This window comes from Sphingomonas koreensis, assembly GCF_002797435.1.
Classification (GTDB): Bacteria; Pseudomonadota; Alphaproteobacteria; order Sphingomonadales; family Sphingomonadaceae; genus Sphingomonas; species Sphingomonas koreensis.
Genome location: NZ_PGEN01000001.1, coordinates 3,131,329 through 3,157,386, shown reverse-complemented (window position 1 = coordinate 3,157,386; position 26,058 = coordinate 3,131,329). Strand labels below are relative to the sequence as shown.

The 26,058-nt window shown below is 66.2% G+C and carries 24 protein-coding genes; 10 read left to right on the top strand and 14 right to left on the bottom strand.

The genetic code is table 11. The features are described from left to right. Nucleotides 1-5: 5 nt before the first annotated feature. The 6 genes from BDW16_RS14920 to BDW16_RS14895 form a co-directional block, all read right to left on the bottom strand. Nucleotides 6-392, bottom strand: coding sequence for a copper-binding protein (locus BDW16_RS14920; RefSeq protein ID WP_066573168.1), 387 nt, complete (start codon nucleotides 390-392; stop codon nucleotides 6-8). Then, on the bottom strand, nucleotides 389-3,544 hold the full coding sequence (locus BDW16_RS14915) for an efflux RND transporter permease subunit (protein ID WP_066573166.1): 3,156 nt from the start codon (nucleotides 3,542-3,544) through the stop codon (nucleotides 389-391). Before BDW16_RS14915 ends, BDW16_RS14920 begins: the two co-directional genes overlap by 4 nt. Next, nucleotides 3,541-5,019, bottom strand: coding sequence for an efflux RND transporter periplasmic adaptor subunit (locus tag BDW16_RS14910; protein WP_066573165.1), 1,479 nt, complete (start codon nucleotides 5,017-5,019; stop codon nucleotides 3,541-3,543). The genes BDW16_RS14915 and BDW16_RS14910 overlap by 4 nt, the downstream gene beginning before the upstream one ends. After that, a complete protein-coding gene (locus BDW16_RS14905) occupies nucleotides 5,016-6,242 on the bottom strand; it encodes a TolC family protein (RefSeq protein WP_066573163.1) in 1,227 nt (408 codons plus the stop codon). The genes BDW16_RS14910 and BDW16_RS14905 overlap by 4 nt, the downstream gene beginning before the upstream one ends. Nucleotides 6,243-6,306: 64 nt before the next feature. After that, nucleotides 6,307-6,564: a hypothetical protein gene (locus tag BDW16_RS21120; RefSeq protein WP_075152905.1), complete on the bottom strand. Its 258-nt coding sequence runs from the start codon at nucleotides 6,562-6,564 to the stop codon at nucleotides 6,307-6,309. A 96-nt stretch (nucleotides 6,565-6,660) separates the two neighbouring features. Further along, nucleotides 6,661-7,056 (bottom strand): hypothetical protein, encoded by a 396-nt coding sequence (locus BDW16_RS14895; RefSeq protein ID WP_075152906.1) that lies wholly within the window; start codon nucleotides 7,054-7,056, stop codon nucleotides 6,661-6,663. A gap of 202 nt (nucleotides 7,057-7,258) precedes the next feature. Here BDW16_RS14895 and BDW16_RS14890 point away from each other — a divergent pair, with 202 nt between their 5' ends. The 7 genes from BDW16_RS14890 to arsH are packed head-to-tail and all read left to right on the top strand — an operon-like array spanning nucleotide 7,259 to nucleotide 11,303. Next, nucleotides 7,259-7,624: a hypothetical protein gene (locus tag BDW16_RS14890; protein WP_066573158.1), complete on the top strand. Its 366-nt coding sequence runs from the start codon at nucleotides 7,259-7,261 to the stop codon at nucleotides 7,622-7,624. A gap of 4 nt (nucleotides 7,625-7,628) precedes the next feature. Beyond that, nucleotides 7,629-8,048: an ArsR/SmtB family transcription factor gene (locus BDW16_RS14885; RefSeq protein ID WP_422125008.1), complete on the top strand. Its 420-nt coding sequence runs from the start codon at nucleotides 7,629-7,631 to the stop codon at nucleotides 8,046-8,048. Continuing rightward, the gene (locus BDW16_RS14880; protein WP_066573155.1) at nucleotides 8,045-8,566 is read left to right on the top strand and encodes an arsenate reductase ArsC; all 522 of its coding nucleotides are present in this window, start codon (nucleotides 8,045-8,047) and stop codon (nucleotides 8,564-8,566) included. Before BDW16_RS14885 ends, BDW16_RS14880 begins: the two co-directional genes overlap by 4 nt. Next, nucleotides 8,556-8,987, top strand: a complete 432-nt coding sequence (arsC, locus tag BDW16_RS14875) for an arsenate reductase (glutaredoxin) (RefSeq protein WP_066573153.1) — start codon at nucleotides 8,556-8,558, stop codon at nucleotides 8,985-8,987. Before BDW16_RS14880 ends, arsC begins: the two co-directional genes overlap by 11 nt. After that, nucleotides 8,984-10,066 (top strand): ACR3 family arsenite efflux transporter, encoded by a 1,083-nt coding sequence (gene arsB / locus BDW16_RS14870; RefSeq protein WP_066573151.1) that lies wholly within the window; start codon nucleotides 8,984-8,986, stop codon nucleotides 10,064-10,066. The genes arsC and arsB overlap by 4 nt, the downstream gene beginning before the upstream one ends. Then, complete coding sequence (locus tag BDW16_RS14865; RefSeq protein WP_066573149.1) at nucleotides 10,063-10,500, top strand: GNAT family N-acetyltransferase; 438 nt, start codon at nucleotides 10,063-10,065, stop codon at nucleotides 10,498-10,500. Before arsB ends, BDW16_RS14865 begins: the two co-directional genes overlap by 4 nt. Next, the gene (gene arsH, locus BDW16_RS14860) at nucleotides 10,497-11,303 is read left to right on the top strand and encodes an arsenical resistance protein ArsH (protein ID WP_082737996.1); all 807 of its coding nucleotides are present in this window, start codon (nucleotides 10,497-10,499) and stop codon (nucleotides 11,301-11,303) included. Before BDW16_RS14865 ends, arsH begins: the two co-directional genes overlap by 4 nt. Nucleotides 11,304-11,478: 175 nt before the next feature. On the opposite strand, the gene BDW16_RS14855 is transcribed toward arsH, so the two are convergent. Next, on the bottom strand, nucleotides 11,479-12,771 hold the full coding sequence (locus BDW16_RS14855) for a tyrosine-type recombinase/integrase (RefSeq protein WP_066573147.1): 1,293 nt from the start codon (nucleotides 12,769-12,771) through the stop codon (nucleotides 11,479-11,481). Between the two features lie 745 nt (nucleotides 12,772-13,516). On the opposite strand from BDW16_RS14855, the gene BDW16_RS14850 reads away from it, so the two are divergent. Continuing rightward, nucleotides 13,517-13,747, top strand: coding sequence for a hypothetical protein (locus tag BDW16_RS14850; protein WP_066573145.1), 231 nt, complete (start codon nucleotides 13,517-13,519; stop codon nucleotides 13,745-13,747). Between the two features lie 108 nt (nucleotides 13,748-13,855). Here the strand turns inward: BDW16_RS14850 and BDW16_RS14845 are convergent, their stop codons facing one another. Beyond that, nucleotides 13,856-16,594 (bottom strand): TonB-dependent receptor plug domain-containing protein, encoded by a 2,739-nt coding sequence (locus BDW16_RS14845; protein ID WP_066573143.1) that lies wholly within the window; start codon nucleotides 16,592-16,594, stop codon nucleotides 13,856-13,858. A 156-nt stretch (nucleotides 16,595-16,750) separates the two neighbouring features. Then, the gene (locus BDW16_RS14840; protein ID WP_157926353.1) at nucleotides 16,751-18,166 is read right to left on the bottom strand and encodes a serine hydrolase domain-containing protein; all 1,416 of its coding nucleotides are present in this window, start codon (nucleotides 18,164-18,166) and stop codon (nucleotides 16,751-16,753) included. A gap of 343 nt (nucleotides 18,167-18,509) precedes the next feature. Here BDW16_RS14840 and BDW16_RS14835 point away from each other — a divergent pair, with 343 nt between their 5' ends. Then, complete coding sequence (locus tag BDW16_RS14835) at nucleotides 18,510-20,030, top strand: amidohydrolase family protein (RefSeq protein WP_083954147.1); 1,521 nt, start codon at nucleotides 18,510-18,512, stop codon at nucleotides 20,028-20,030. A gap of 57 nt (nucleotides 20,031-20,087) precedes the next feature. Here the strand turns inward: BDW16_RS14835 and BDW16_RS14830 are convergent, their stop codons facing one another. Both BDW16_RS14830 and BDW16_RS14825 read right to left on the bottom strand, forming a co-directional pair. Continuing rightward, nucleotides 20,088-21,158, bottom strand: coding sequence for a dipeptidase (locus BDW16_RS14830; protein ID WP_241230477.1), 1,071 nt, complete (start codon nucleotides 21,156-21,158; stop codon nucleotides 20,088-20,090). Between the two features lie 481 nt (nucleotides 21,159-21,639). After that, nucleotides 21,640-23,154 carry an MFS transporter gene (locus BDW16_RS14825; RefSeq protein WP_066573137.1) on the bottom strand — a complete coding sequence of 505 codons (1,515 nt, stop codon included), beginning with the start codon at nucleotides 23,152-23,154 and terminating at the stop codon, nucleotides 21,640-21,642. 125 nt (nucleotides 23,155-23,279) lie between these two features. On the opposite strand from BDW16_RS14825, the gene BDW16_RS14820 reads away from it, so the two are divergent. Beyond that, nucleotides 23,280-24,149, top strand: coding sequence for a LysR family transcriptional regulator (locus BDW16_RS14820; protein WP_066573134.1), 870 nt, complete (start codon nucleotides 23,280-23,282; stop codon nucleotides 24,147-24,149). A 16-nt stretch (nucleotides 24,150-24,165) separates the two neighbouring features. Here the strand turns inward: BDW16_RS14820 and BDW16_RS14815 are convergent, their stop codons facing one another. Genes BDW16_RS14815 through BDW16_RS14805 form a run of 3 tightly spaced genes read right to left on the bottom strand, consistent with a single transcriptional unit; the run spans nucleotide 24,166 to nucleotide 26,033 of the window. After that, complete coding sequence (locus BDW16_RS14815; protein WP_100362779.1) at nucleotides 24,166-24,615, bottom strand: hypothetical protein; 450 nt, start codon at nucleotides 24,613-24,615, stop codon at nucleotides 24,166-24,168. Nucleotides 24,616-24,619: 4 nt separating this feature from the next. Next, entirely contained in the window at nucleotides 24,620-25,225 is a 606-nt protein-coding gene (locus tag BDW16_RS14810; protein WP_066573129.1) for an OmpH/Skp family outer membrane protein, read from the bottom strand. A 4-nt stretch (nucleotides 25,226-25,229) separates the two neighbouring features. Continuing rightward, nucleotides 25,230-26,033 (bottom strand): SapC family protein, encoded by an 804-nt coding sequence (locus BDW16_RS14805; protein ID WP_066573128.1) that lies wholly within the window; start codon nucleotides 26,031-26,033, stop codon nucleotides 25,230-25,232. Between the last annotated feature and the right edge of the window lie 25 nt (nucleotides 26,034-26,058).

Here is a 26,058-nt window from a genome sequence, read left to right as displayed (position 1 = left end):
GCCGGCTATTGCTTTGCGATCGCGGTCACCTCACCGGCATTGCCGCGAACGGTCAGGTCGAAGGCAATTTTGTCCCCGACAGCGACGCCGCCCAGCAGTTCGGGCTTTGCGGTGAACGCCATCGTCATCGCCGGCCAGCCGAGCTCTGGAATCGGGCCGTGATCGAGCGTGATCTCGCCGGCCGCCTTGTCGAGCGCGGTCACGGTGCCGACGCCCTTGCTCGACTTCGCCTCGGCGGGCATCGCCATATTGCCCGACATAGCGTCCGTGCCGCCGGGCGCGTCGGCCGTCGCGGTGTTGGCGGGTGCCGCCGTATCGCTCGCGGGCTTCTCGCCGCAGGCGGCGAGCAGCATGGCGAGGCCGAGTGCCGGGGTCAGGTAGAGTGGGTTCATTGGTCGTCTCCTTGCAGGTTGCGGGTTGAAGCGGGCGTCGCGCCGGGCCGGCGCATCAGGAGGTAGGCGGCGGGGATCACGAACATCGACAGGAGCGGCGCCGTGAGCATGCCGCCGATCATCGGCGCGGCGATCCGGCTCATGACCTCGGAGCCCGCGCCCGAGCCGACCAGGATCGGCAACAGGCCGGCGATGATCACCGCGACCGTCATCGCCTTGGGCCGGACGCGCAGCAGCGCGCCTTCGCGAACCGCGTGCTGGACCTCGTCGGCGGCGGGTTCGGGCCCGCGCGCCTCGAGCGCATGCTTGAGATAGATGAGCATCACCACGCCGAACTCGGCGGCGACCCCGGCCAGGGCGATGAACCCGACCCCGGTTGCGACCGACTGGTGATAGCCGAGCAGGTAGAGCAGCCAGAAGCCTCCCGTCATCGCGAACGGCAAGGTGCCCATGATCAGCGCCGCTTCGCCGACGCGCCGGAAGATCAGGAACAGCAGCAGGAAGATGATCGCCAGCGTGGCAGGCACCACCAGCATCAGCCGGTCGAGCGCGCGCTGCAGATATTCGAACTGTCCCGAATAGGCGATCGACACGCCCGGCGAGAGCTTGACCTGCCGCGCCACCGCCGCTTGCAGGTCGGACACCACCGAAGCGAGGTCGCGCCCGCGCACATCGACATAGACCCAGGTCGAGGGCCGCCCATTCTCGGTCTTGAGCATCGGCGGCCCGTCGGCGATCGCGACCTTGGCGACGGTGCCGAGCGTGATCTGCTGGCCCGAAGGGGTCAGCACCGGTAGCGCCCGCAAAGCCTCGGGGCTGTCGCGCAGCTCGCGCGGATAGCGCACGCTGATCGGATAGCGTGCCAGCCCCTCGACCGTCTGGCCGATCGTCTCGCCGCCGATCGCGCCGGCGACGATCGCCTGCACGTCGGCGATGTTGAGCCCGTATCGGGCCGCTGCGGCGCGATCGATGTCGATATCGACGTAACGCCCGCCGGTCAGTCGTTCGGCGAGTGCCGAGCCGACGCCGGGGACGGCCTTGGCCACGCCCTCGACGTCGCGCGCGATGCGGTCGATCTCGGCAAGGTCGCTTCCCGATACCTTGACGCCGATCGGGCTCTTGATGCCGGTCGCGAGCATGTCGATGCGGTTGCGGATCGGGGGCACCCAGATATTGGCGAGTCCCGGCACCTTCACCGCGCGGTCGAGCTCCTCGACCAGCTTCTCCGGCGTCATGCCCGGCCGCCACTGGTCGCGAGGCTTGAAGCGGATCGTCGTCTCGAACATCTCGAGCGGTGCCGGGTCGGTCGCGCTCTCGGCACGCCCGGCCTTGCCGAACACGCTCTGCACCTCGGGGACGGTCTTGATCATCCGGTCGGTCTGCTGGAGCAGCTCGGACGCCTTGGCCGCCGACAGCCCGGGCAGTGCCGAGGGCATGTAGAGCAGGTCGCCCTCGTTCATCGCGGGCAGGAACTCGCCGCCGAGCCGCGACACCGGCCAGGCGGTGGTCGCGAACACGAGCAGCGCGATCACCAGCACCGTCTTCGGCCGCCGGAGCGTCCAGTCGATCGCGGGGCGGTACGCGGCGGTGAGCGCACGGTTGATCGGATTGGCCTGCTCGGACGGGATGCGGCCGCGGATCAGCCAGCCCATCAGCACGGGGACCAGCGTCACCGACAGGATCGCTGCCGCCGCCATGGTATAGGTCTTGGTGAAGGCGAGCGGCGCGAACAGCCGCCCTTCCTGCGCCTGAAGCGTAAACACGGGCACGAACGACAGCGTGATGATGAGCAGGCTGAAGAACAGTGCCGGCCCGACCTCGATCGCGGCCTGGGTGATCACCCGCCAGCGCTCGGTGCCTTCCAGCCGCTCGCCGGGATGATCATGCTCCCAGCGCTCCAGCGCCTTGTGCGCGTTCTCGATCATCACGATCGCCGCGTCGACCATGGCGCCGATCGCGATCGCGATGCCGCCCAGCGACATGATATTGGCGTTGACGCCCTGGAAGCGCATCACGACGAAGGCCGCGAGGATGCCGAGCGGCAGGGTCACGATCGCGACCAGCGCCGAGCGGACGTGCCAGAGGAACAGCGCGCAAACGAGCGCGACGACGATGAACTCCTCGATGAGCTTGTGGGTGAGGTTGTCGATCGACGCGTCGATCAGCTGCGAACGATCATAGGTCGGGACGATCGCCACCCCGGCAGGCAGGCTCTTCTTCAGTTCCTCGAGCTTGGTTTGCACGGCTGCGATGGTGGCGCGCGCATCGGCGCCCGAGCGCAGGATGACGACGCCGCCCGCCACCTCGCCATCGCCATCGAGCTCGGCGATGCCGCGCCGCATTTCGGGACCGACCTGGATAGTAGCGACTTCGCCCAGCGTCACCGGGACCCCGCCCGCGGCGGTCCTGAGCGGGATCGCGCGGAAATCGTCCAGCGACTTCAGATAGCCCGAGGCGCGGACCATATATTCGGCCTCGGCCAGCTCGACGACGGCGCCGCCGGCCTCCTGATTGGCGCGCTGGATCGCTTCGACGGCCTGGCTGTGGGTGACGCCGTAGCCGGCGAGCTTCACCGGATCGAGCACGACCTGGTACTGCCTGACCATGCCGCCGATGCTCGCGACCTCGGCGACGCCGGGCAGGCTCTTCAGCTCATAGCGCAGGAACCAGTCCTGCAGGGATCGTAGCTGCGACAGGTCATGGCCGCCGGTGCGGTCGACCAGCGCATATTCATAGACCCAGCCGACCCCCGTCGCATCCGGCCCGATCGCGCTCTTCGCCGCCTCGGGCATCCGGCCCTGCACCTGGTTGAGATATTCAAGGACACGGCTGCGCGCCCAATAGAGATCGGTGCCGTCGGCGAAGATCACGTAGACGAAGCTGTCGCCGAAGAAGCTGTAGCCGCGCACGGTCTTTGCACCCGGTACCGACAGCATCGTGGTTGCCAGCGGATAGGTGACCTGGTTCTCGACGATCTGCGGCGCCTGGCCCGGATAGCTGGTGCGGATGATCACCTGGGTGTCGGACAGGTCGGGCAGTGCGTCGATCGGCGTCACCCGCACCGCCCAGAGTCCGGCGGCGACCAGTGCCAGCGCACCCAGCACGACGAACAGCTTGTTCGCGACCGACCATAGGATGATGCGCGCGATCATTGCCCTGCCTCGCGCGTCATGCGGCGCAATGTCGGCCCTTCGGGCGGCTGGTCGAAGCCGAACCGCACCCGGTCGCCGACCTTGAACCCGCGCGCGAGCGCGGGCGAGCCGAGCCGGAACGTCATCGTCATCGCCGGCCATCTGAGCGCCGGTACAGGGCCATGATCGAGCGTCACGCCGCTGGCGTCGATCTTTCCGATCCTGCCGACCGCTTCATACAGCGCGGGCTGCGCGGCGGGTGGCCGAGCGGAACCCCCGATCGGCCGCGCGGGCACGCTCGACAGGCTCGCTTCGGAATCGAGCAGGAACTGGCCCGATGCGACAATCTTCTCGCCGTCGGAGAGACCCGCGAGGATCTCGGTCTTGCCGCCAGCTTCGCTGCCGGCCTGGACCTCGGCCGGCTGATAGCGGCCCCCCGCAAGTGCCAGCATGACGAGCGTGCGCTTGCCGGTACGGATCACCGCTTCGGATGGCACGAGCAGCGCGGAGCGGCTCGCGCCTCCAAAGTCCACGCTCGCGAACATACCCGGGCGCAAGCGTCCGCCGCGATTGGGCAACTCGATCCGTACCGTCAGCGTGCGGCTCTCGGCCTGGATGTCAGGCAGGATCGCGGCGACGCGGCCGGTGAACCGCTCGCCCGGCCAGGCGGAGAGCGTCGCCGTCGCGCTTTGGCCGGGGCGGAGCTGCCCCGCCAGCGCTTCGGGAACCGCGGCGTTGAGCCACACCGTTGCGAGTCCATTGACTTCGGCAAGGGTTTGTCCGGCGGTAACGGTCATGCCCTGGCGCACGCCGAGCGTCTTGATCGTGCCGCCGGCCGGTGTCGCGATCGTGATCACATTGTGCGGCCGGCCGCCGCGCTCGACCGCGGCGATCGTGCCGGGCGGCATGCCGAGCAGCGCGAGCCGCTGGCGCGCCGCCTGTGCCAGCGCCGGATTGCCGGTTCGGCGCACCGCAAGATACTCGGCCTGGGCGCCCGCCCATTCGGGAATGAGCAGGTCGGCAAGCGGCGCCCCCGCGCCGATCACATCGCCCGGCGCCCGGGCATAGACGCGTTGCACAAATCCGGCGGCGCGCGCCTGGACGATCGCCACGTCGCGCTGGTTGAAATCGATCGTGCCGGTGGCGGTGAGGCCGCTCGCCAATGCGCCGCGTTCGGCGGTGGCGACACGAAGCCCCAGGCTTTGCACCCGCGCCGGATCGATGGCCATGCCAGGCGCGCCCTGCGCGCCCTCATCGGCGTATTTGGGCACGAGCTGCATATCCATGAACGGCGACTTGCCCGGCTTGTCGAAATGCTGGCTCGGCACCATCGGGTCGTACCAGTAGAGGATCTTGCGGCCGTCCTGGCCGGCCTGTTGCGGCGGCGCATCGGTCCGGCCGAACTGGGCGATGCCGTAGCCGGCGGCGCCCGCGGCAAGCGCAAGAACGGCACCGGCAAGCCCGAGCCGGGCGCGGTGTGAAAGCTGGATGGTCATTGGTCACCCCCATAGGTCAGCACCAGCCGCGCGGCGTCGCGCGCGACGGTGGCTTCGCGGTCGAGCATCTGGAGCGCGGCACCGGCGAACATTGTCTGGGCCTGGATCAGGTCGAGCAGGGTCGCACGGCCGGCGGAATAGCTCACCGTCTCGAGATCGGCCCGCTGGCGGGCAAGCGGGAGCAGCGTGTCCTTCGCGCGCATCCATTGCCCATGGTGCATGACATGGTCGGCAAGGCCCGCTTCGAGCTCGGCGCGCAGGGCGCGCCGGACATCCTCACGCTGCGCCAGGACGGCCCCTTCGCTGGCGACCGCGGCGTCGATCCTGGGATCCTGACGCTTCCGGGTAAACAGCGGAAGGCTCATGGTCGCGCCCAACGAGACCATGTCGCCATAGCCACTGCCGCGCTTCTGATAGGCAAGCTCGAACCCCCAATCGGGACGCTTCTCGGCGCGTGCCAGCGAGACATCGGCCTCGGCGGCACGCACGCGCGCGATCACGGCTGCGAGATCGGGATGCCGGTCGATCGTGGCGCGCAGCGCCTCCGGCTCGATCGCGAAATTCGGGATCGCGCCCTCGATCTCAGGGCTGGGGTCGCCGGTCCAGCGCGACAGGATCGCGCGCGCGCGCGCCACTTCGGCGGCGACCTCGCTGCGCCGGTCCTCGAGCGCGGCGATCGCCTGGCGAATTTCGAGGGTCTGGGCCGGGCGCGCCGAGCCCGACGCGACGCTCGACGCTGCCGGCGCCACATATTGCGCGAGCTCGGCGAGCGCTTGGTCGAGCGCACCGAGCCGCCGTTGCGCATAGGCAAGGTCGATCCAGGCAAGCGCGGTCGCCACCCGCACCCGGCGCAACTCGGCCCCGGCATCGGCTTCGGCGACGCCGATATCCGCATCGGCCTTGCCGCTGCGCGCATGGCGCTTGGCGAGGTTCGGTACGTCCTGGCTGATACCGAGCCGTGCCATCGTCATCTCGTCACGACCAAAGCGAAAGGCGGGCGGCCCCGAGATCGGAACATTGTCGAGCCCGGCGCCGAGGCGGGGATCGGGCAGTTGGCCGGCGGCGGTCGCGGAGGAACGCCGCGCCTCGACGTCGAACGACCGCGCCTTGAGCGACGGCGCCTGCGCGGCCGCGACGGCCAGCGCGTCGTCAAAGGTCAGCGGGTCAGCGACGGCCGCGGTGGGAAGCGTCGCGAGCAGCGACGCCAGCAAGAAGGTGCGCATGGCGATCTCCTGACATGGAAGCCTGCGATGCCGGCGGGGCGCTGCCGCCCCGCCGGCATCGGACTCAGCTAGGCTCGCCGCGCGAGGGCGCCATGCAGCCGGTCGCGTGCGTCGCCATCATCGCGCAGTCGCACGATGCCGCCGGTGTGGCGTCGGCCACCCAGACACGGCGCGGCGGCGCAATCGGCGCGCGCGGCCCGAACTGGGGCTGGGGGCGCCATTCGTAATGACCGGAGGCGGCAGGCGGGTTCGCGGCCTGGGCGGCGGCGGGCAGGATCGTGGCCGCGGCGAGTGTCGCAGCGAGACAGGCAAATCGAGTCATCGGTGTTGTCCTTGAACTGAATTTCGGAGTGGCACGGCGCGGTGCGCGAAGGATCGAAACGATCCATTCAGGCGCGACGCGACGCGGGTCTCGAAGTCAGATCAGGACTGTGGGCGGCTCGGGTTCGGGGCCGTAGGACCGCCCGGCAAGCGGCGCGATATAGGTCGGCAGGAACGGGATCGGCATGGCCGGCGAGAGGGTGGCAGGCGCCGGGCCGTCGCCAAGCAGGACGGGGATGGTGCAGCCCATCTGTGCGATACAGGCGAGCGTCAGCCCCTTGCACGGCTGCGGTCCCTTTTCGGGGGGCTGCGGCTGGGCCGGTGTCATCATCTCGGCGCAGTCCATGCCAGCCATGGCATGGTCGGCCATCGCCATTGGCTGTTCGACCGCGGCCGGTTTTGCCAGCCCCAAACCGTAGGCGAACGCCGCCTGCGCACCGAACATGCCGGTCAGGGCTCCCGCGAGGAGTAGCAAGGCGAGCAAGCGTTTCACGCGATCAGATCCTAGTCGATCTCCGAGGCAGCGACAATCGGTATGACGACGGCCGCCCGGATTGTCCGATCCTCGACCGGTCGGGGAGCGCTTAGGCCCTTCGATCCCGACGCCATTTCGGCAATTGCAAATTCCATATTTCCACAATAGTGGAACTACAGAATCGATTCGCGTAAAGCTTCTTCACGCACGGGAGGATTGGATGACAGGGTTGATCGCGTCGACCGCATTCCTGCTGCTCGTCGCAGCGCCTGCACAATGGGAACCACCCGAGGAAGTGCTGCAAGTACGTATCAACGGCAAAGGCGATTGGGCGGTGCGTTGTGCGTTTCAGGACAGCAGGGGCAAGGCTGTGATCAAGGAAGCACGGCCGGGCACCGACAGGCTGCATCTGAACCGGCCCGCTAGCGGCACCTGCACCTATCGGGCAGCGCCTGACAGACCGATGACGATCCGCCTCAAAAGCGCGTTGTATCGGTGCTCCCTGCCCGGTCCCGAACCCAAGACCTGCCAGCAAACCTTCCCGGCAGGCACGTGGGGTCAATTTCAAATCCAGAGCCGGGACTGATCGCATGGTGGTGGCGGCGAACGGCGCGACGGAGATTTGTCGGATTCGACATTTCCGCTACAGGCGAAACATGGAACTGAAAAATGCCGTCGCCGCCCTGTCCGCGCTCGCCCATGAGGCGCGCCTCGCTGTCTTTCGCATGCTCGTTCAGGCAGGTCCCGAAGGGCTCGCCGCTGGCGAGATCGCGCGGCGGCTCGACGTGCCGCCGAACACGCTTTCGTCCAATCTCAACATCCTGTCGCACGCGGACCTGATCGAGAGCAGGCGCGATGGCCGTTCGATCATCTACACCGCGCGCTACGCCAACATGACCGAGCTGCTCGAGTTCCTGATGCAGGACTGTTGCGATGGTTCGCCTGAGATTTGCGCGCCACTCGCCAGCGTTGCGATCAGCAGCCGCTGCATTCCCGAAGGTCAAGCATGAGCGGGCGCATCTACAATGTCCTGTTCCTGTGCACCGGCAATTCGGCGCGCTCGGTTTTAGCCGAAAGCGCCCTGAATAAGCTCGGGGCTGGACGCTTCCGGGGCTTTTCGGCCGGCAGCCATCCCAAGGGCGAGGTTCATCCTGCCGCTCTCGAATTGCTGCAATCGATCGATTATCCGGTCGAGGGATTACGCTCGAAGAGCTGGGACGAATTCGCCGGGCCCGGCGCGCCCGAGATCGATTTCATCTTCACCGTCTGCGACAATGCCGCAGGTGAAATCTGCCCGGTCTGGCCGGGGCATCCGATCACCGCGCATTGGGGAATCGACGATCCGGCGCTTGTCGAGGGCGATGGCCAGCGCGACGCGTTCAGGCAGGCACTCTATTATCTTTCCAACCGCATCTCGCTGTTCCTCGCGCTGCCGCACGAAAGCCATGACCGCATGGCGCTAACCGGAAAACTCCGCGCGATCGGGCGCGGCGAAGGCGCAACCAAGGCGAGTAGACATGGCGACTGACATCATCATCTATCACAATCCCGAATGCGGGACGTCGCGCAACACGCTGGCGATGATCCGCAATGCCGGCATCGAGCCGCATGTGATCAAATATCTGAAGACCCCGCCCGCGCGCGCCTTGCTCGAGCAGTTGATCGATCGGGCCGGGCTGACGCCGCGCGCGCTGCTGCGCGAGAAAGGCACGCCCTATGCCGAGCTGGGCCTGGGTGACGGGGCGCTGTCGGACGAAATCCTTGTCGATGCGATGATGGCGCATCCGATCCTGATCAACCGCCCGCTCGTGGTGAGCCCGCTCGGGGTCCGGCTGTGCCGCCCCTCCGAGGCAGTGCTCGACATTCTGCCGGCGCCGCAGCAGGGCGCCTTCGCCAAGGAAGATGGTGAGCGGGTCGTCGACGAAGCCGGCAATCGGATCCCGGCATGAGTAGCGGCATTGTGGCGGACGCGCCGGCCGCAGCACCGGCGCGCGCCGGCATCGGCTTCTTCGAGCGCTGGCTGACACTTTGGGTTGCGCTCTGCATCGTTGCAGGAATCGCGCTCGGCGCATGGGTGCCGGGTGTGTTCGCGCGGATCGCGGCGGCCGAGGTCGCACGGGTCAACCTCGTCGTCGCAGTGCTGATCTGGCTGATGATCGTACCGATGCTGCTCAAGATCGACTTCGGTGCGTTGGGTTCGGTGAAACAGCATTGGAAGGGCGTCGGCGTCACCCTGTTCATCAACTGGGCGGTCAAACCCTTCTCCATGGCACTGCTCGGCGCTGTCTTCATCGGCTGGCTGTTCGCGCCGCTGCTGCCGGGTAGCCCGTCCGACTATATCGCAGGCCTGATCCTGCTCGCCGCCGCGCCGTGCACCGCAATGGTGTTTGTCTGGTCGAATCTGTGCGACGGCGAGCCCAATTATACGCTGAGCCAGGTCGCGCTCAACGATCTCATCATGGTGTTCGCCTTCGCGCCGCTGGTCGGACTGCTGCTCGGCGTCGCCTCGATCACGGTACCCTGGGACACATTGTTGCTCTCGGTCGTACTCTACATCGTCCTGCCGGTGATCGCGGCGCAGTTGCTGCGCCGGGCCTTGCTGACAAGCGGCGGCCAGCCTGCGCTCGACAAGCTGCTCAGGGCGCTGGGGCCCATCTCGCTCTCGGCCCTGCTCGCGACGCTGGTGCTGCTGTTCGGCTTTCAGGGCGAGCAGATCCTGTCGAGGCCGCTGGTGATCGTGCTGCTCGCGGTACCGATCATCATCCAGGTCTATTTCAATGCCGGGCTCGCCTATTGGCTGAGCAAGAAGCTCGGAGTCGCCTGGTGCGTCGCTGCGCCAGCGGCATTGATCGGCGCCTCCAACTTCTTCGAGCTGGCGGTGGCTGCGGCGATTTCGCTGTTCGGACTCAACTCGGGCGCGGCGCTCGCGACCGTGGTTGGGGTGCTCGTCGAAGTGCCGGTCATGCTTTCGGTCGTCGGCATCGTGAAGCGCACGCGCGGGTGGTATGAGGCGGGCGCCGCGGCATGACCGACCTGGTGTTCTTCGCGGTACCGCGCGGCGGCTACGACATTTTGCGCAGGGCGCTCGAAGAGGCTGAGCTTCCCACAATCGACCTCGAGCAGCCCGGCCGCCTGTTCTTCGGCCTGTCCGACGCGGCAGGCCCGATCGGCTATGTCGGGCTGGAAGGCGACAGCGCCGACCGGCTACTGCGCTCGCTGGTGGTGCTGCCCAGCCGCCGCGGCGCAGGGCACGGTACAACGCTCGTCCGCGAGCTCGAGACGATCCTGCCTGGGGAGGTGACGCGCCTCCATTTGCTCACCGACTCGGCCGCCCCCTTCTTCCGGCGGCTCGGCTTTGCCGATGCCGACCGAGCCGAGGCGCCGCCCGGCATCGCCGCCACTGAACAACTCGCCTCGCTCTGCCCAGCGAGCGCTTCGTATCTCGTGAAGGACATGCAATGAGCCGGGTTCGCGTACTCTGTGATGCCGATCGTTTCCCCGCCCTCGATCCATCCTATGTGATCGCCCGGCCGGCACTGGGTCTCGGTGCCGACCAGTCGCCGCCGCGCATCCTGTTGCTCTACGGATCGCTGCGCGAGCGCTCCTTCTCGCGCTTCGCAGTCGAGGAAGCCGCGCGCCTGCTCCAGCTGTTCGGCGCTGAGACGCGGATCTTCGACCCCTCCGATCTGCCGCTGCCCGATCAGGTCCAGGGTGACGACCATCCCGCTGTCCATGAGCTGCGCGAACTGTCGATGTGGTCCGAAGGGCAGGTCTGGTGCAGTCCCGAACGCCATGGGCAGGTCTCGGGCATCATGAAGGCGCAGGTCGATCATTTGCCGCTGAACATGGGCGGCATGCGCCCAACCCAGGGCCGCACCCTCGCCGTCATGCAGGTATCGGGCGGCTCGCAGTCGTTCAATGCTGTCAACACGCTGCGCCTGCTCGGCCGCTGGATGCGGATGTTCACCATCCCCAACCAGTCGAGCGTGGCGATGGCGTACAAGGAGTTCGACGAGGCGGGCCGGATGAAGCCGTCGAGCTATTACGACCGGATCGTCGACGTGATGGAGGAGTTGGTCCGCTTCACGGTGCTGCTCCGGCCGCAGGCCGACCAGCTCGTTGACCGCTATTCCGAGCGCAAGCAGGCCGACCGGGTGATCGATCCGGCCACCGACCTCTCGGCGATCGCACTCGGCCAGGGTTGTGGCCGCCTGGGGGATAAGGCGCTCGATCTTTCGTGCGGGGCCGGCAAGCCGGTCGGCTAGCGCTTACGGTGCGGCATGGAGATGGGCCGCGAGATCGATCGGCGTCGGTGGGATCGATCGGCGCGCTTTGGTCGAGCGCGTGCCTGCCGGCTTCCATCTTCGTTGGCATGCCGGTGCCGTGCGAGCATGGCGATGCGGTATGACGCGTCTGGCGGCTGGCCGTCCTATGCCTGTCTCATGCCGCGATCGGCATCAGCGGCACCACCGCTCGCGCGACCAGTTCGTCGAGCCCCTCGGTGATCCAGCGCGAATAATGCCGCTCGATCATCGCGACCGAGGTGTCGTGGAGAGCGGCGACCAGCCGGATCGGCAGCCCGGCGCGCAGGCCGCGCACGATCGAGGAGTGACGCAGGCCATAGGGGATGGTCGCGGCGGGTAGTCCGGCCGCTGTGACGGTGCGCTTCCACATCCGGGTCATCTCGGACGGCGCGCTCCAGGGGCCGCGATCGACGCGCACCCATTCCATCGGGCCGGTCTGCCTGTGGCGCCAATGCTCGAGCAGCGGCGCCGAGAGCGTCCTGCCCTCGGTCACCGGCCGGAGTGCGGCGAGGATGTCCTGCCCGACCTGGACACGGATATATTGGAGCTGGCGCTTTCTGCCCTTGAACGACTGCGGGATCATCAGCCGCGCTTGTTCGGCCTGGACGTCGCCGACGGTCATGCGGGCAAGCTGCGAGAAGCGCGCGCCGGTGGCGGCCAGCAGCGCGACCAGCCGCCCGAAATCCTCCTCGAGGCGAAGCGCCGCGGCGACGATGCGGCGGACTTCGTCGTCGCTGAGGATCTGGTTGTCGCGCGCGACGGTGATCAGCACTTCGGGCGCATCGATCTTGAGCCCGTATTTGATCGTGGTGGGCAGGTCGGCGGGCAGTGCCTTGCGGTGCTCGACGAACGCGGCATTGAGCGCGGCTTTCAGATCGTTGACGACGCGCTGGATGCTCGCGGGTTTCTTGCGGGCAAGGCGCAGCTGCCAGGCGCGCAGGTCGCTTTCGCTGAGGCAGGCAAGGGTGACCGAGGAGAGCTTCTCATCCTCGAGCACGAAGCGGTTGAGCTTGTAATGCGCGTCGGAATTGAGGGTGCGGCCGGCCTGGCTCGAGCGGCGAGCGTCGCGCATGGCGACATAGGTGCGGGTCGCGTCGCCGACGGTCATGGCGGGATCGCTCGCGCTGGAAGCGGGTCCGTTGGTCTCGATCTCGATCCAGTGCAGCGCCGCGTCGAAGGCCTGTTTGTAGCTGAGGATGTCGCGGCCATTGGCGTCGCGCAGGTCGTCGGCTTCGCCAAGCGTGCCGGTGACATAGGCTTGCGTGTCGGCGCAGTGATAGCGGGCGATCCAGGCGCCTTTCAATTTGCCGCGATAATAGCCGAGAAACTGGCCTTGCGAGAGCTGGCGCCAATAGGGGCGCTTGCGGGGCAAGAGCCGCGCGCGGGCGGTGCGGTCCTGTATCCGGACTTCGACGGCGGTACGGGCCATAAGACAAGCGGGACTCGATTATTTCTCTCTTATCCTAGCCGGATTTGCCGGGATCGGCAAGGACGACTTATCTCTAACTATCTGTAATCATTGACGTCCAGGAACGTCCGAACACGTTTTGTTCTATGGCTTTCACGGCTGAAACACGGGTTCGATTCCCGTAGGGGTCACCAGCGATTCCAATGACTTAGTGTCGTTGCGCCGCGATCATAACGAGAACATCGTCAATCAGTCGCACATGGACTGGCGCGGTCGCGCTCGGACGCTTGTGAACGATTCTGTCGACAACTACGAGCTCACCACAGAGAGCCAGCCTGGATCCGTAGAGATTACAACGCGAAGAACCCGCGTTCCGGTCGAGATACTCAGACGACGGCTTTTAGTCCGCAGCCTGTGCCGGCGTCTCGCAGCTGACCCGCAGGGGCTCGATGGAGCGCACGGAATAGAGGGTGGTCGCGCCGCAGGCGCGAAACGCACTCCATGTCCGGCTTCAGCACCATCTCATTGTTGAAACGCCAGACCTAAGGGCACGCGATCCTAGATCGCAGCGAAATGACCACGCCCAACACCGAAGTAGCCGAATTGACCCGGACGGGAAAGCATGGGCATGACATAACTTACTGATTTAATTAACATCAGTATCCGTCCACGCGGCCGCAGGCACCATTTTCACGACCGGTCTCGGCCGCCACCGGTGCCATGTTCCTCGCTTGCACGCCCGCCACCGTCACGCCAATGAGCGGCAATGCTCATCAGCCAGCTTCAGGATCTGATCGTTTCCACGCTGGTCCGGCAGGCGGGTGGCTCGCAGCGCGGCTGGCGGATCGCGCTGGGCCCGGTGCGGTTGCGCGATCCGCGCCACTATTCGCACTGCAACTGGGAGGTCGTTCCCAGCGGCACGCCGCGCGAGAATGCCGCGATCGAACGTCTGCTCGATACCATCCGCCTCGAGTATCCCGAGGTTACACCCGGTTGAGCTTTCAGCTGCGCTTCGGTGGACGCTGCCAGCGCATCGCTTGACCGGGCAGCGGGCACTCGAACCCTTGCGGGCCGGCCCACGTCGACCGGCCCGGATGCGATCCTGTCAGAAGTTCGCGCGGACGCCAAAGGTGAAGTGCCGGCCGATGATGTCGAGATAGGGCGAACTGACTGCGCCGAGCGTCGGCTGGCGGTCGAACAGGTTCTGAACGCTGCCATAGACCGTCAGGCGGTTCCTGTCGCTCGTCCGGATATAGGCGCGCAGACCCAGATCGACATAGATGTGGCTGTCGATCCGAGCATCCTGATTGGCGAGTACCGCGGCCGGCGCAAAGCCCCCACTTCCGACATAGCGCGTCCGCAGATCGGCGCCCATGCCCTGGCTCTCATAGTTGAAGGCCAGCGATCCGCGCCATTTGGGCACGAGGTAGCCGGCCTGGGAGCCGAGATAGCCCGCACCGTCGATCGCGACGACACCGTTGTTGACGACCATTTGATCGACATAGTTGGCGATCGCGCGAACCTTCAGCTGGCCGTCAAGGCCGATGCCATCCAGCTTGGTGCGATAGGAGGCTTCGATATCGATGCCCGTATTCTTGAAGCTCGCGACGTTGATATAGGCCGCGTTGATCGACGTCATCACGCCGCTGCCGTCGCGCACGATCTGGCTGCACGCACCCTGATTGTTCTGCGAGTAGCAGCCATTGACGATCTGCTGGGCGGTAAGCGTGGTGATCACGTCGTCGATCTTGATGTTGTAGTAATCGACCGACAGGTCGAATCCTCGGAAGAAGGCAGGACGGATCACGCCGCCGACCGTGAACGTGTCGGCGATCTCCGGGCGAAGGTCGGGGTTGCCGCCAGTGAACAGCGTGATGTTCGTCAGCGGGCTGTTGGGACGGCCCGAATCCGCGATATTGGTGAACAGGGTCGAGCGCTGGCTGAACAATTCGGTCAGCGAAGGCGCACGGATGTCGCGCGAGCGGGTCGTGCGGATCTTCAGCCCGTCGATGATCTCCCAGATTCCACCCAGCTTCCACGACCAGATCGCGCCGCTGGTGCTGTAGTCCGATACCCGGACCGCACCGTTGAAGCTCAGTTTCTGCACGATCGGCAGGTTGGCGAGCAGCGGGATATCGACCTCGGCAAAGCCCTCCTTCACACTGTTGCCGGTCTTCCTGATATCGACGCCGTTGATCGTGTTGAAGTTGTTCGCCAGCGAGGTCGCATCGTAGAGCGTGCGGAAGGATTCCTCGCGATATTCGACGCCCGCGGCGACCGAGACCGGCAGGTCCCACAGCATGAAGGGCTCGCCGCTGATACTGGCGCCGGCATGGTCGAGCCAGGTCGTCGTCACCGAGTTCCACGTCCCGGTCGCATAGGCGATCGCCGCCGGATCGGCGCGGCCCGAGCCGAAGAGGTTGAGTGGCCGGCAGGCAGCGTCGTTGTTCGCGGTGTCCGCATCGGCATTCACCGCACAGACGATCGATCCGCCGCTCGACACCGCGTTGATCGCCCTGGCGAACTCGGCCTTCTTGGTCAGGCCGATAAGGCTCTGATCCTGTTCCTGTTCGCCATGGGTGAAGAACGCGCCATAGCGCCACTTGCCGCCGCCGAAGGTGCCGTCGAAGCCGATCGAGCCCTGCTTGGTCACGCGCATATAGTCGTAGTCCACCATCGACATGTCGGTCAGCACGCGGCCCATGGTGAAGCTGGTCTCGCCCGCTGCAGCAAAGGCCGAACGCTGCGCCGCGGTCAGATAGGGGTTGGTGGTCGAGAAGGTGAGCTGAGTAACGCCAAGGTCGGGGAAGAACAGGCGCCTGTCGGAGACCCGGTTGTAATTCCCGTCGACCCAGACCTTCAGATTGTCGGTCACGTCATAGCTCAGGCGCGCGAACAGGCTGGTCCGTTCGATCGGTGCCGACAGCGAACGATATTGATCGATGTTGTAGCCCTCGCCCCCGATCATCGTCGATGCGGAGCCGGGGCGGACGATGCCGAACTGGAAGGGACGCAGGCTGCCGTCGGGATTGAAGGTCTGCCCAGCGAGAACGCCGGTACGGATCAGGCCACCCTCGCTGCGCGTCAGTTCGCGCAGATTGCCGGTCGGGACCAGCTTGCCGGTGGTATCCGGGAAGAAGCCCGCCGAACCGATGCGCGGGCGCGCATTGCCGGGGGTGACGCCCTTGTCCTTCAGATAGTCGGCGCCGATCATGAAATGGCCGCGGCCATCGGCGAACTTGATGCCGGCCGATCCTTCAAGCAGGTATTTCTGGGCGTCGCCGCGCGAGGAAATACCGGTCTGCGCGCCGAGCTCGAAGCCCTCCTTGTTATCGTCCAGCAGGATGTTGACGACGCCGGCGACTGCCCCCGATCCATAGGCCGCCGATGCACCGCCGGTGACGACGTCGATCTGCTTGACCAGCGAATAGGGGACGGTCTGGAGGTCGCCCGAACTGACGCTGCGGCGGTTGTTTACCAGAACCAGCGTGCGCGCCGCACCCAGGCCGCGAAGATCGGCGGGCGCCTGACCGGAAGAGGTGAGTGTGTTGGTCGACGTGGCGCTTTGCGTCTGGCGGAATTGCGGGAGGTCGGCGAGCGAGGCGGCGATGTCGGTGCGGCCGGCCTGCTGCAGTTCGGCGGCACCGATCACGGTCGTCGGGGTCGCTGCCTCGAAACCGGCGGTGCTGATGCGCGAGCCGGTGATGACGACTTCGGATGGTGCGGACTCAGCCTCTTCCGGCACATCCTGCGCGAACGCGGGGGCCGCGAAGGCGAGCGCGGCGCCGAGCGCTAAGGCGCTGCTGCGGAAGCGAATGTGACGATGGGGTCGGGGAGAAATCATGCGACGGTTCCCTCTATGCGTGGCGCCGCGAACGGACTCGCCATATGAGCCTTGCGCGCGGTGCGGCCTGACCTGGCCGACACCGGGCGTCGGGCCGAAACATCCGGCCCGATCAGGTTTCGAACGTGCCGGTGGCTTGCCGCCACCGGCGGGCAGTCACGGCTTCACCAGCCGGAAGAGCACGTGCGGCTGCGAGCCGAACGACAATTTGCGGTCGTCGGCAGGGCCGTAGAATTGCAGCCGTTCATAGGGCCCGCCCGCCCGCGCCCCCGTCACCTGTTCGTAGAGTTCGGGGCCGATCTGCTCCCAATAGGTCTTGCTGCCGCCGGCTTCGGTGACCAGGCCATGCTCCCCCTGTGCCGTGACCTTGATGTCGTAGGCCGGGTTGGGCGTCTCGCTATAGGTGCGCCGATTGGTGCGATAGGACCCGGCGGCGGGTGCGGCCTTGCCGGTCCAGCGCGGTGCGGGCGCGGCCGGGAAGACGCGACCGATGATCGCGTTCATCAGTTCGGTACGGCCGCCATAGCTGCCCTGGCCACCGGTAGTGGAGACGAAGAAGGCGAAGTTCGCTTCGGGCGCCAGGACCATATAGGAATGGAAGTCGGCGGTATTCCCGCCATGCCCGATCAGGCGAGGCCCTTGTTCGCGCAACACCATATAGCCATGCGCCATCGGCTGGAGCGAAGGCGCGTTGCGGGTCAGGCTGGTGCGCATCAGCCGCATCGTTTCAGGTTTCAGGATCCGGACATTGCCAAGCCGGCCGTCGCCCAGATGCGCGAGCATGAAACGGGCGAGGTCCGGGCCGCTCGCCGAGGCCGACCCCGCGGGCATGATGTTCGAGTAAAGTTCGAAGGGCTTGGCGACGAGTTTGCCATCGACCAGCTTGTAGCCGGTCGCCATGTTCGCGGCGCGCTCACCCGTCAACGGCTCGCGAAAGGTCGCGCTCGTCATGCCGAGCGGATCGAAGATGTGCCTGTCGATATAGTCTGCAAATGCCTCGCCCGAGACCCGCTGGACGATGTAGCCCGCGATCGCCGAGCCATAGTTTGAATAGGAGGTCTCGACGCCTGGCTCCCGCACGCGCGCGGGGATATTCTTCGGGTTCTTGAGGAAGGTGTCGAGCGGGATCAGGCCCGAAACCGACTCCGCGGTGATCCCGCCCAGGTCCTCGAAGCCGGGGGTGTGATCGAGCAGATGCCGGATCAGAATCGGACGGGTCCGGCCGTTCGCCGGGATGGTGAAATCGAGATATTTGTCGATCGGATCGTCGAGCTTCACCCTGCCCAGCTCGACCTGCTGCATCAGCGCCGTCCAGGTGAACAGCTTCGAGACCGACCCCGGACGGAACAGCGTCCGCTCGCCATCGACCGGGATGTTGCGCTCGATATCGGCATAGCCATAGCCGCGGGAGAATAGAATCTTGCCGTTCGCGACGACGGTGACGACCGCGCCGGCGATCTCGCGCGTCGCGATCTGCTGGGCCATCACGCCGTCGACGAATTCACCGAGACCGGCGAGCCTCGCCGGGTCGATCGAACTCCTCGCCGCCTGCGCCGGGTCAGTCTGCGCCATCGTTGAAACGGGCGCACCAAACAGGAGCGAAAGAACGATCGCCGTCCCCGCCAAGGATTTGGACCGCGCACTAAACCCGTAGTTCATCCGGCTCTCCCCATATCTCGCGCGGCTTTTACGCTCCGCATCGGGACTTTATTTTCCTATCAGATATTCTCAGATATGCAAATCTACTGCGGTCGCTTTGTAAAACATTGTATTTTCATAATTTATTAGAAAATCATTCATCCTTGCAATGTCGAGTTTCGCAGTGAATATTCCAATCGGAGAAAGAAGGTGAGGCCGGCTGGCGCGGTTCATACACTGACTAGCAACGCGCGCCAGAGTCTTAGGAGGGTTTTCCATGTCGAATCAGAAACTTCGTCTCGCGGTCTTCCCGTTGCTGCTCGCCGCTACCGGAGTCGCACACCCGCTGCAGGCACAGACCGGAGGCGAATCCGCCGCGCAGACCTATGACATCGTGATCGCCAATGGCCGGGTGATGGACCCCGAAAGCGGGCGCGATGAAGTCGCCAATGTCGGGATCAATGGCCGGAGCATCGCAACCATCAGCACCGCGAAGCTCAAGGGGCGCCGCACCATCGACGCGGCCAACCTGGTGGTCGCGCCCGGTTTCGTCGATCTCCACGCCCATGGGCAAAACCCGAAGGGCGAATATTATCAGGTCCTGGACGGCGTCACGACCGCGATCGATGCGGAGGGCGGCGCCATGCCGATCGCGCCCTTCCTGGCCGCGCTGTCGGGCAAGGCGCTCGTCAATTTCGGTGCGACCGCATCGCACCAGTGCGCGCGGCGGGAAGTGATCAGCAACGCGCCGTGTTCAGGCCATGGTGCGATCAATCCGGACGCCGGGTCGCGCGACCGCCGCGCCTATACCGCACCTGCGACACCCGAGCAGCAGCGCGCTATCGTTGCGGCGCTCGATCGCGAGGTCGCGGCCGGCGCACTGGGTTACGGCCTCGGCATCGAATATACGCCGGGTGCGGGCCGCAGCGAGATCTACGACATCTTCAAGGCCGCGGCGGCGACGCGCGCGCCGGTTTTCGTCCATGTCCGCAGCCGCCCGCTCGATCCTGCCCCCGGCGTGCCGATCGCGGTGGCACAGGAAGTGATCGCCAATGCCGCGGTGACAGGCGCTCCGCTCCAGATCGTCCACCTCCATTCGACCGGCCTGCGCGATACGCCGGTCCTGATCGACATGGTGAAGCGCGCGCGCCAGCGCGGGCTCGACATCACGTCCGAAGCCTATCCCTACACCGCGGGCAGCACATCGATCGGATCGGAATTCTTCCGGGATGGCTGGCAGGAGCGTTCGGGTATCAGCTTCGGCGATCTGCAATGGCCCGCGACCGGCGAGCGGCTGACCAAGGACAGTTTCGAACGCTATCGCCGAGAGCAGCCCAACGCCGCCGTCGTGGTCCATATGATCCCGGAAGACGTGGTCGATGCGATCATCGCCGAACCCGAAATCTCGATCGCATCGGACGGCATGCCGTGGGTCACCTCGGGCGAGCATCCGCGCGGCGCCGGCACCTATGGCCGGGTGCTCGGCCGCTATGTTCGCGAGCGCAAGACGCTGGGGCTGATGGCCGCGCTGCGCAAGATGGCGCTGATGCCGGCCCAGCGGCTAGAGGCCGTGTCGCCGCAAATGGCACGGAAAGGGCGCGTGAAGGTGGGCGCCGACGCGGACATCACCATCTTCGATCCCGCCACCGTCGCCGACGTGGCGACATTCGAGAAGCCGATGCAGGCGTCGGCCGGCATCCGCCATGTGCTCGTCAACGGCCAGCCCGTCGTGCGCGACGGCAAGCTGGTGGCAGGGATGTTCCCCGGCGAGGCGATCACCGGGGTCGCGAAGCGCTGAACCGCGCAGCGCGAACGCCATCTTGGGGGAAGGCGAGCCGCCTTCCCCCGCTTGGGATCAGATCCAGGTGTCGCCCAGCAGGCGCCGGAAGTTGCCGCCGAGAATGGCGGCGATGTTGGCGTCCGAATAGTTGCGGCGGATGAGCTCTTCGGTCAGGTCGTACATCTTCATCGGCTGGTCGAACCCGTCGGTGTCCAGCTTGTCGCGGAAGGCATAGCTTTCCTTGTAGCCGCCCTTCAGCATCTTGTACTGATCGGCGGGCATGTCGTCATAGCCGTTGAGATCGGCATCGGATCCGATGCCGACATGGTCGATCCCGATCAGCTTCACGACATGGTCGATGTGATTGACCATCTCGACGATCGTGGTTGGCTCCCTGGCGCTGACGAAATTGCGCACGCCGGTGATGCCCATCACACCCTGCTTCTTGCCCAGCGCCAGGATCGCCTCGTCGCGCTTCAGCCGGGGGTGATCGTTGAGCGCGCGGCAGTTGCTGTGCGTGATCGCGATCGGCTTGGTCGAGATGTCGATCGCGTCGAGCGTGGTCTTGTCGCCCGAGTGCGAGACGTCGACCAGCATGCCGACCTCGTTCATCGCCTTGATGATCGCCGCGCCATAGTCGCTGATGCCGCCATCCACCCGGTCGGTGCTGCCCGACCCCAGCCGGTTCTGGCTGTTATAGGTGAGCTGCGAACAGCGCTGGCCCAGCTGGTAGAAGGTCTTCACATCAGCGACGGTGTCGAAGTGATCCGAGTTCTGCAGACCCATGATCACCGCGCATTTGCCCTCCCGCTTGGCGCGATCGAGGTCGCTGGCAGGGCCGACCAGCGAGAAGACGTGCGAATTGCGGCCGACAAAGCCCTGCCAGCCGTTCATCCATTCGAGCACGCTGGCACGGGCGTCCTTTCCGCCGACACCGACGGCGTTGTGGAAGCCGGTGATGCCGCTGGCGCGGAATTCGGCGGCATCCTTCTCGCTCAGCGGCGCCGCGAAATAGTCGGGGCGGAAGTCGAGCTTGATCGGCGCCAGCATATCGATCACCAGCGACCGGCGCACCAGATCGATCGTCCGCTTCGAATAGGTCTTGGGTGAGGCCGCGTGGAGTCGATACTCCCCAAAGTTGATCATCGGGAAGCCCGCCGCCGTGGCAAGGGTCGCAGCACCGCAGCCAAGAACCCGGCGCCGGGAAATTCTCCTGTCCATTTGCATCTCCACTCCTCGATTCCTTTCCGCGCCGCACGGCATCTCGTCTGCCGGCGCCGCCGTTCGGGTGAGCAGGACAGGCCGGCCGTCCAGCGGAGCAAACCCCCATCCCTCCCCAGTGCGCTGCGAACTGCATCAGCGGATTGCGATCAGACGTCCGCCAAAGGCCTGAACGCCAAGGGCCCCGCACAGGCATTTGATGTCCTGTTTTGAAAATTGTCAAACTCAATTTGCTGATCAGAGAATGTCCGCATGAGTGCCATTCGCATCCTCCCTTTCGCGAAGCCCCCATGGTCCCTACGCCGTCTGTTGCCCCGCAAGCGCAGAAGCCAGCGCGGCCAACCGTCGCTTCGCCGGGGTTTCCCTCAAGTGGTCTGCAGGCCGACGCCACGGCTTTCGGAGCCATTCACGCCGCACATTGCTTCCGGGCCGGGCGTGCGCCCGCGCGGAAGAGGAGGAAGCTCAGCCCGGCCAGAATCCAGGCCCCTATACCTCCATAGGTCATGACGAGACCGAAGCCGGCGGACAGGGCCTGCTGGACCGCAGCACCGGGCACATCGGCCGCGAGCGCTTCGCCGTTGCCCGCGGCGATGGCCTCTGCAGCCGCCCGCAATTCGGAGAACGCGACCGGCCCGGAAGCAGCCCGTTGCAAGGCCGCGGCGATTCCATGGACGAGCAGGATGCCCATCACCGCGATGTTGACCGCCAATGTGACCAGCCGCGCGCTCATGTCGATGCCGGACGCCATCCCGGCCCGGCTCGGGGATACGGATGCGGTAGTGGTGTTGGTCACCGGCGTGTTGGTGATGCCGATCCCGATCCCGGCCAGCAACAGGCCCGGGAGCATCGTCAGCCAGCCCGGTTGCGCCGCCATGCTGCCGAGCTTCATCGCCATGAAGCCAAGTCCGATGGTGGCGAGACCCAACGGGATGACGACGCCGGCCCCATAACGGAGGGACATGCGCTCCCCCAAAGGCGGAAACACCAACGCTGGCAACGTATAAGCGAGCAGGCACAATCCGGCGCTGAACGGATCATATCCAAGACCGCTCTGAAGGTAGATCGGCAGATAGATCATGAACGGCCAGTAGCTGGTGTTCATCGCGATGCAGCCCAGGATCGCGCCGGAGAAACTGCGATTCCGGAACACGGAGAAGTCGAACATCGGATGCGCCTGCCGCCGTTCCGCAACCAGGAAGACGACGAAGCAGAATATTGTGGCGGCCGCGATCGCGACAGAGGCGGTCAGACCCAGTGCAGCACCCTGGGTGATGACATAGACGAGCCCGAACACCGCCAGCGACAGCGTCGCGATCCCGGCGACGTCAAGGCGCTTCGCCTCAGGATCGCGGGATTCGGTGATGGCGCTCGCGGCGATGGCCAGCGTCAGGACCGCGATCGGGGCATGGACGAGAAAGATCCATTCCCAGCCGGTCAGCGCAATGATCGCGCTCCCGACGAGCGGGCCGAAGCCAAGGCCGATGCCCGACACCACCCCCCAGGCCGCGAAGGCGCGGCTGCGGTCGCGCGCATCTTGGAACTGGTGCGAGAGGAGCGCGATCGAGCAGATCAGCATCGCCCCGCCCGCCAGCCCCTGAAGGAACCGCCCGGCGATCAGCAGCGCCATACTATCAGCAAGGCCGCAAAGCACGGAGGTGGCGCCAAAGGCCGCGACACTGATCATGAAGACACGCTTGCGGCCGAAGCGGTCCGCAAGCGTTCCGGTCGCCATCAGCACCGTGGTGCAGGCGAGCGTATAGGCGTTCATGACCCATTGAAGGCCCTGAAAGTCGCCATGAAGGGCCCGTTCCAGATTGGGCAGGATCACCGGCACGCTGGTGATCTCCAGCCCGAACATCAGCGCGCCGAGGCAGGTTGCAAGCAGGGCCAGCATGTTCTTGCTGGCTGGATGGCGGGACATGGGTGGCACCTTTCGCATGTGCGGGCGCGTCTGCCCGGGTGGTGCGCTATCTGGGAAAGGGACAACGATGACGGAAATGATTTTATTTTCTGGTATTCATTATCATCGATAATTAATCTGATGCCATGGACCTCGACCCCGTACTTCTGCGCGCCTTCGTGGCGGTCAGCGAAACAGGCGGGTTCACCCGTGCCGCGCGGCGGCTCAACCTCACCCAGCCGGCAGTCAGCCATCAAATCCGGCGGCTTGAGGAACAGGTCGGCAGGGCGCTGATCCGCCGCACGACGCGCCGCCTGATCCTGACCGACGATGGCGAGGACTTCCTGCTGCACGCCCGGCAGATCCTCGCCGGGCTCGACGCGCTTGCACAGCGCTTCCGCCCTTCCCCGGTGACGGGCGTCGTGCGGTTCGGGGCTCCCGAAGCGTTCATGGGCGAGCGGCTGCCCGCGCTGCTCTGCCGGTTCTCACGCGCCTTTCCGGCGGTACGGCTCGATGTGCATGTCAGCACCTATCTCGATCTCAGCACCATGATCGCGGCCGGAGATCTCGATCTTGCCGTCGTGCTCTCGACCGCCGGGGGCGAGAATGGCGGCGTTCCGTTGCGGCGCGCGGAGTTCGCCTGGGTCGCAGCGGACAATTTCCTGCTGCCCGCCGGCGCATCGCTCCCGCTCGCCTTCCACCCGCCAAATTGCATCAACCGGCTGGTGGGGGTGGCCGCGCTGGAGGCGACGCCGATCGACTGGCACATCGCCTTTACCTCGCCCAGCGAACAGGGTCTTCGCGCGGCGGTACGGTCGGGTCTCGCGGTCGCGGTGCTGATGCGCAGCGACGTCGAGCCCGGCCTGCGCCTGCTCGACGGCGACTATGGCCTTCCCGCGCTGCCCAGCGCGGACTTCGTGCTGATCCGCACCGGCGGCGCGACGTCCCCGGCGGCAAGCGCCTTCGGCCAGATGCTGGTGGAGATGGAAGCGCCCGAAGCGGACTCCGCCCTCTGATCCGGCGTCGCCCGGCTCACTCGGCCGTCGCGCCAGCCTCCACCCCAGGCTCGATCTTCACTGCAATACGCATCGGCAACAGCATCGCCTTGGGCGGTGAGCCAAGGTTGCGGCCGATCAGCGCGTCATGCAGGTCTGCATTGGCCTGAGCGTCAGCAAGCGGCGCAAAGCGCAAGCGCTCGACGCTGCCGTCGGGCTTCAGCCACAGGCTGATCTCGATTTCGGCCGGCGCGCCGTCCACCGCCCGCCGCTGGTTGAAATAGGCCCGTAGCCGCGCCGGTTTCTCGCCATCCTCCTGGAGCCAGCCGGAAACCGTGTGGGTCGAAGCCTCGGCATAGCGAACCCATTCAACCGGCGCTGCCGATGGGGCGATGCTCTGCGCATTCGCCCCACCCAGCATCGCGGCGAAACCCGCCGCGATGCTGGCGACACGCGCGGCCAGCACGCGGCGGGTTTCCTGTTTCATCGGCTCAGCGCGCGGCTGGAGCAGCGGGTGCGGCCGCCTGCGGCAGCCGCTCGCGCTCGAAGGTGATCGTCTGCACCTTGGCGTCGAGCGCCTTCACGACATCGGCTGTCAGATCGTTGCCGAAATTGCCGCCAAGCGCGACGTTGCGGTCGAACAGCAGCCCGCACTTCTTCTGGCCATAGACCTGAGCGATCACCGGCTGGGCATCGCTGGCGATCTGCGCGAGCACCTTGACGCGCGTCGCCTCGATCTCGCGGCTGTCATGCGCAGCCTTGCCCTGCAGCGCCTGCCAGCGCGCCGCAAGCGCTGTGCGGCGCTGCTTGTTCTGCGGGTTGTCGGGCTGGCCTTCCAGCGCCTTGGCTTCCGCCTCGAGCGGGGTGCGTTCGTCGTTGATTGCAGTCTGCGCCACGCGAGCGAGTTCCTGCAGACGCACCGTCGCGGCCTTGCCCACGGCGGCATTGGCATAGATCGCCTCGCGCGAGAGCAGACAGACGCCGGGAACCAGCGGCCCGCCGAGCGGCTGCTGCGGTGCCGGGGCCGCGGTCTGCGCGAGCGCAGGAGCGACCAGGGCAGCACTGAGAGGGAGAGCGATGAGAGAACGCAGGATCATGAATTCAACCTTCTTCCGAATGCGTGGTGTGGCCCTCACCCCGCGCTTGTGACGTTTCCACGACAGCCGGGCGTCCCGCACGCCGCGCCAGCAGCGCCGGAAACCGGTCGAGCGAGGCGAGGTGATAATGGACAAGCGCGAGCCACCCGTTGCGATGCCATTCGATAACCATTTCGTCCGGCAGCTGCGAGAGCTTCTCGATGTCGGCGATCCGGAAGCCGTCGAGCCCCAATGCGCGGCCATCGGGCAATTGCACGTCGGCACGCCGATCGACCAGCAGTTCGGCCGCAACCAGCGCATCGGCAAAGGCACGCGTCGCCGCCGCCTGAGCCTGGAACGCATCGCAAAAGGCGAGCGCCTGCCGGGTCAGCTCCGAAGGCTCGGCACCATCGAACAGCGCGACGCCCTCGCCGCCATCCTTGCGCACCCGCCCGGCGGCGACGTCGATCGCCAGCGCGAACCCTTCGGGGTTGATCGTGGGGATGAAGCCGAACGGATAGCGCCGGACATAGGCGGGAACATAGGCATCGGCCGCCCACGCGCCGCCGGTGACGAACAGATTCTCGCGCTCGACGCCCATCACGGCGATCGGGTGCGCGTCGCCGGCGGAGAAGACGATCGGATAGCTGTGCATCGCTTGCGCGATCTCGCCGGTGACGACCGGGACGAACGGGGTCTCTGCCGCAAAGGCGAAGTCCCCCTCGCCCAGCCGCCACGCCCCGTGCGCGACGGCGGAAAGCGGCTCGGGCGCCGTGTAGAACAAGGGCACCGGCCCCGCCGCTTCGGCGGGGGTCTGATCTTCGGACATGGTGTTCAATTCTCCAGTGGATTCG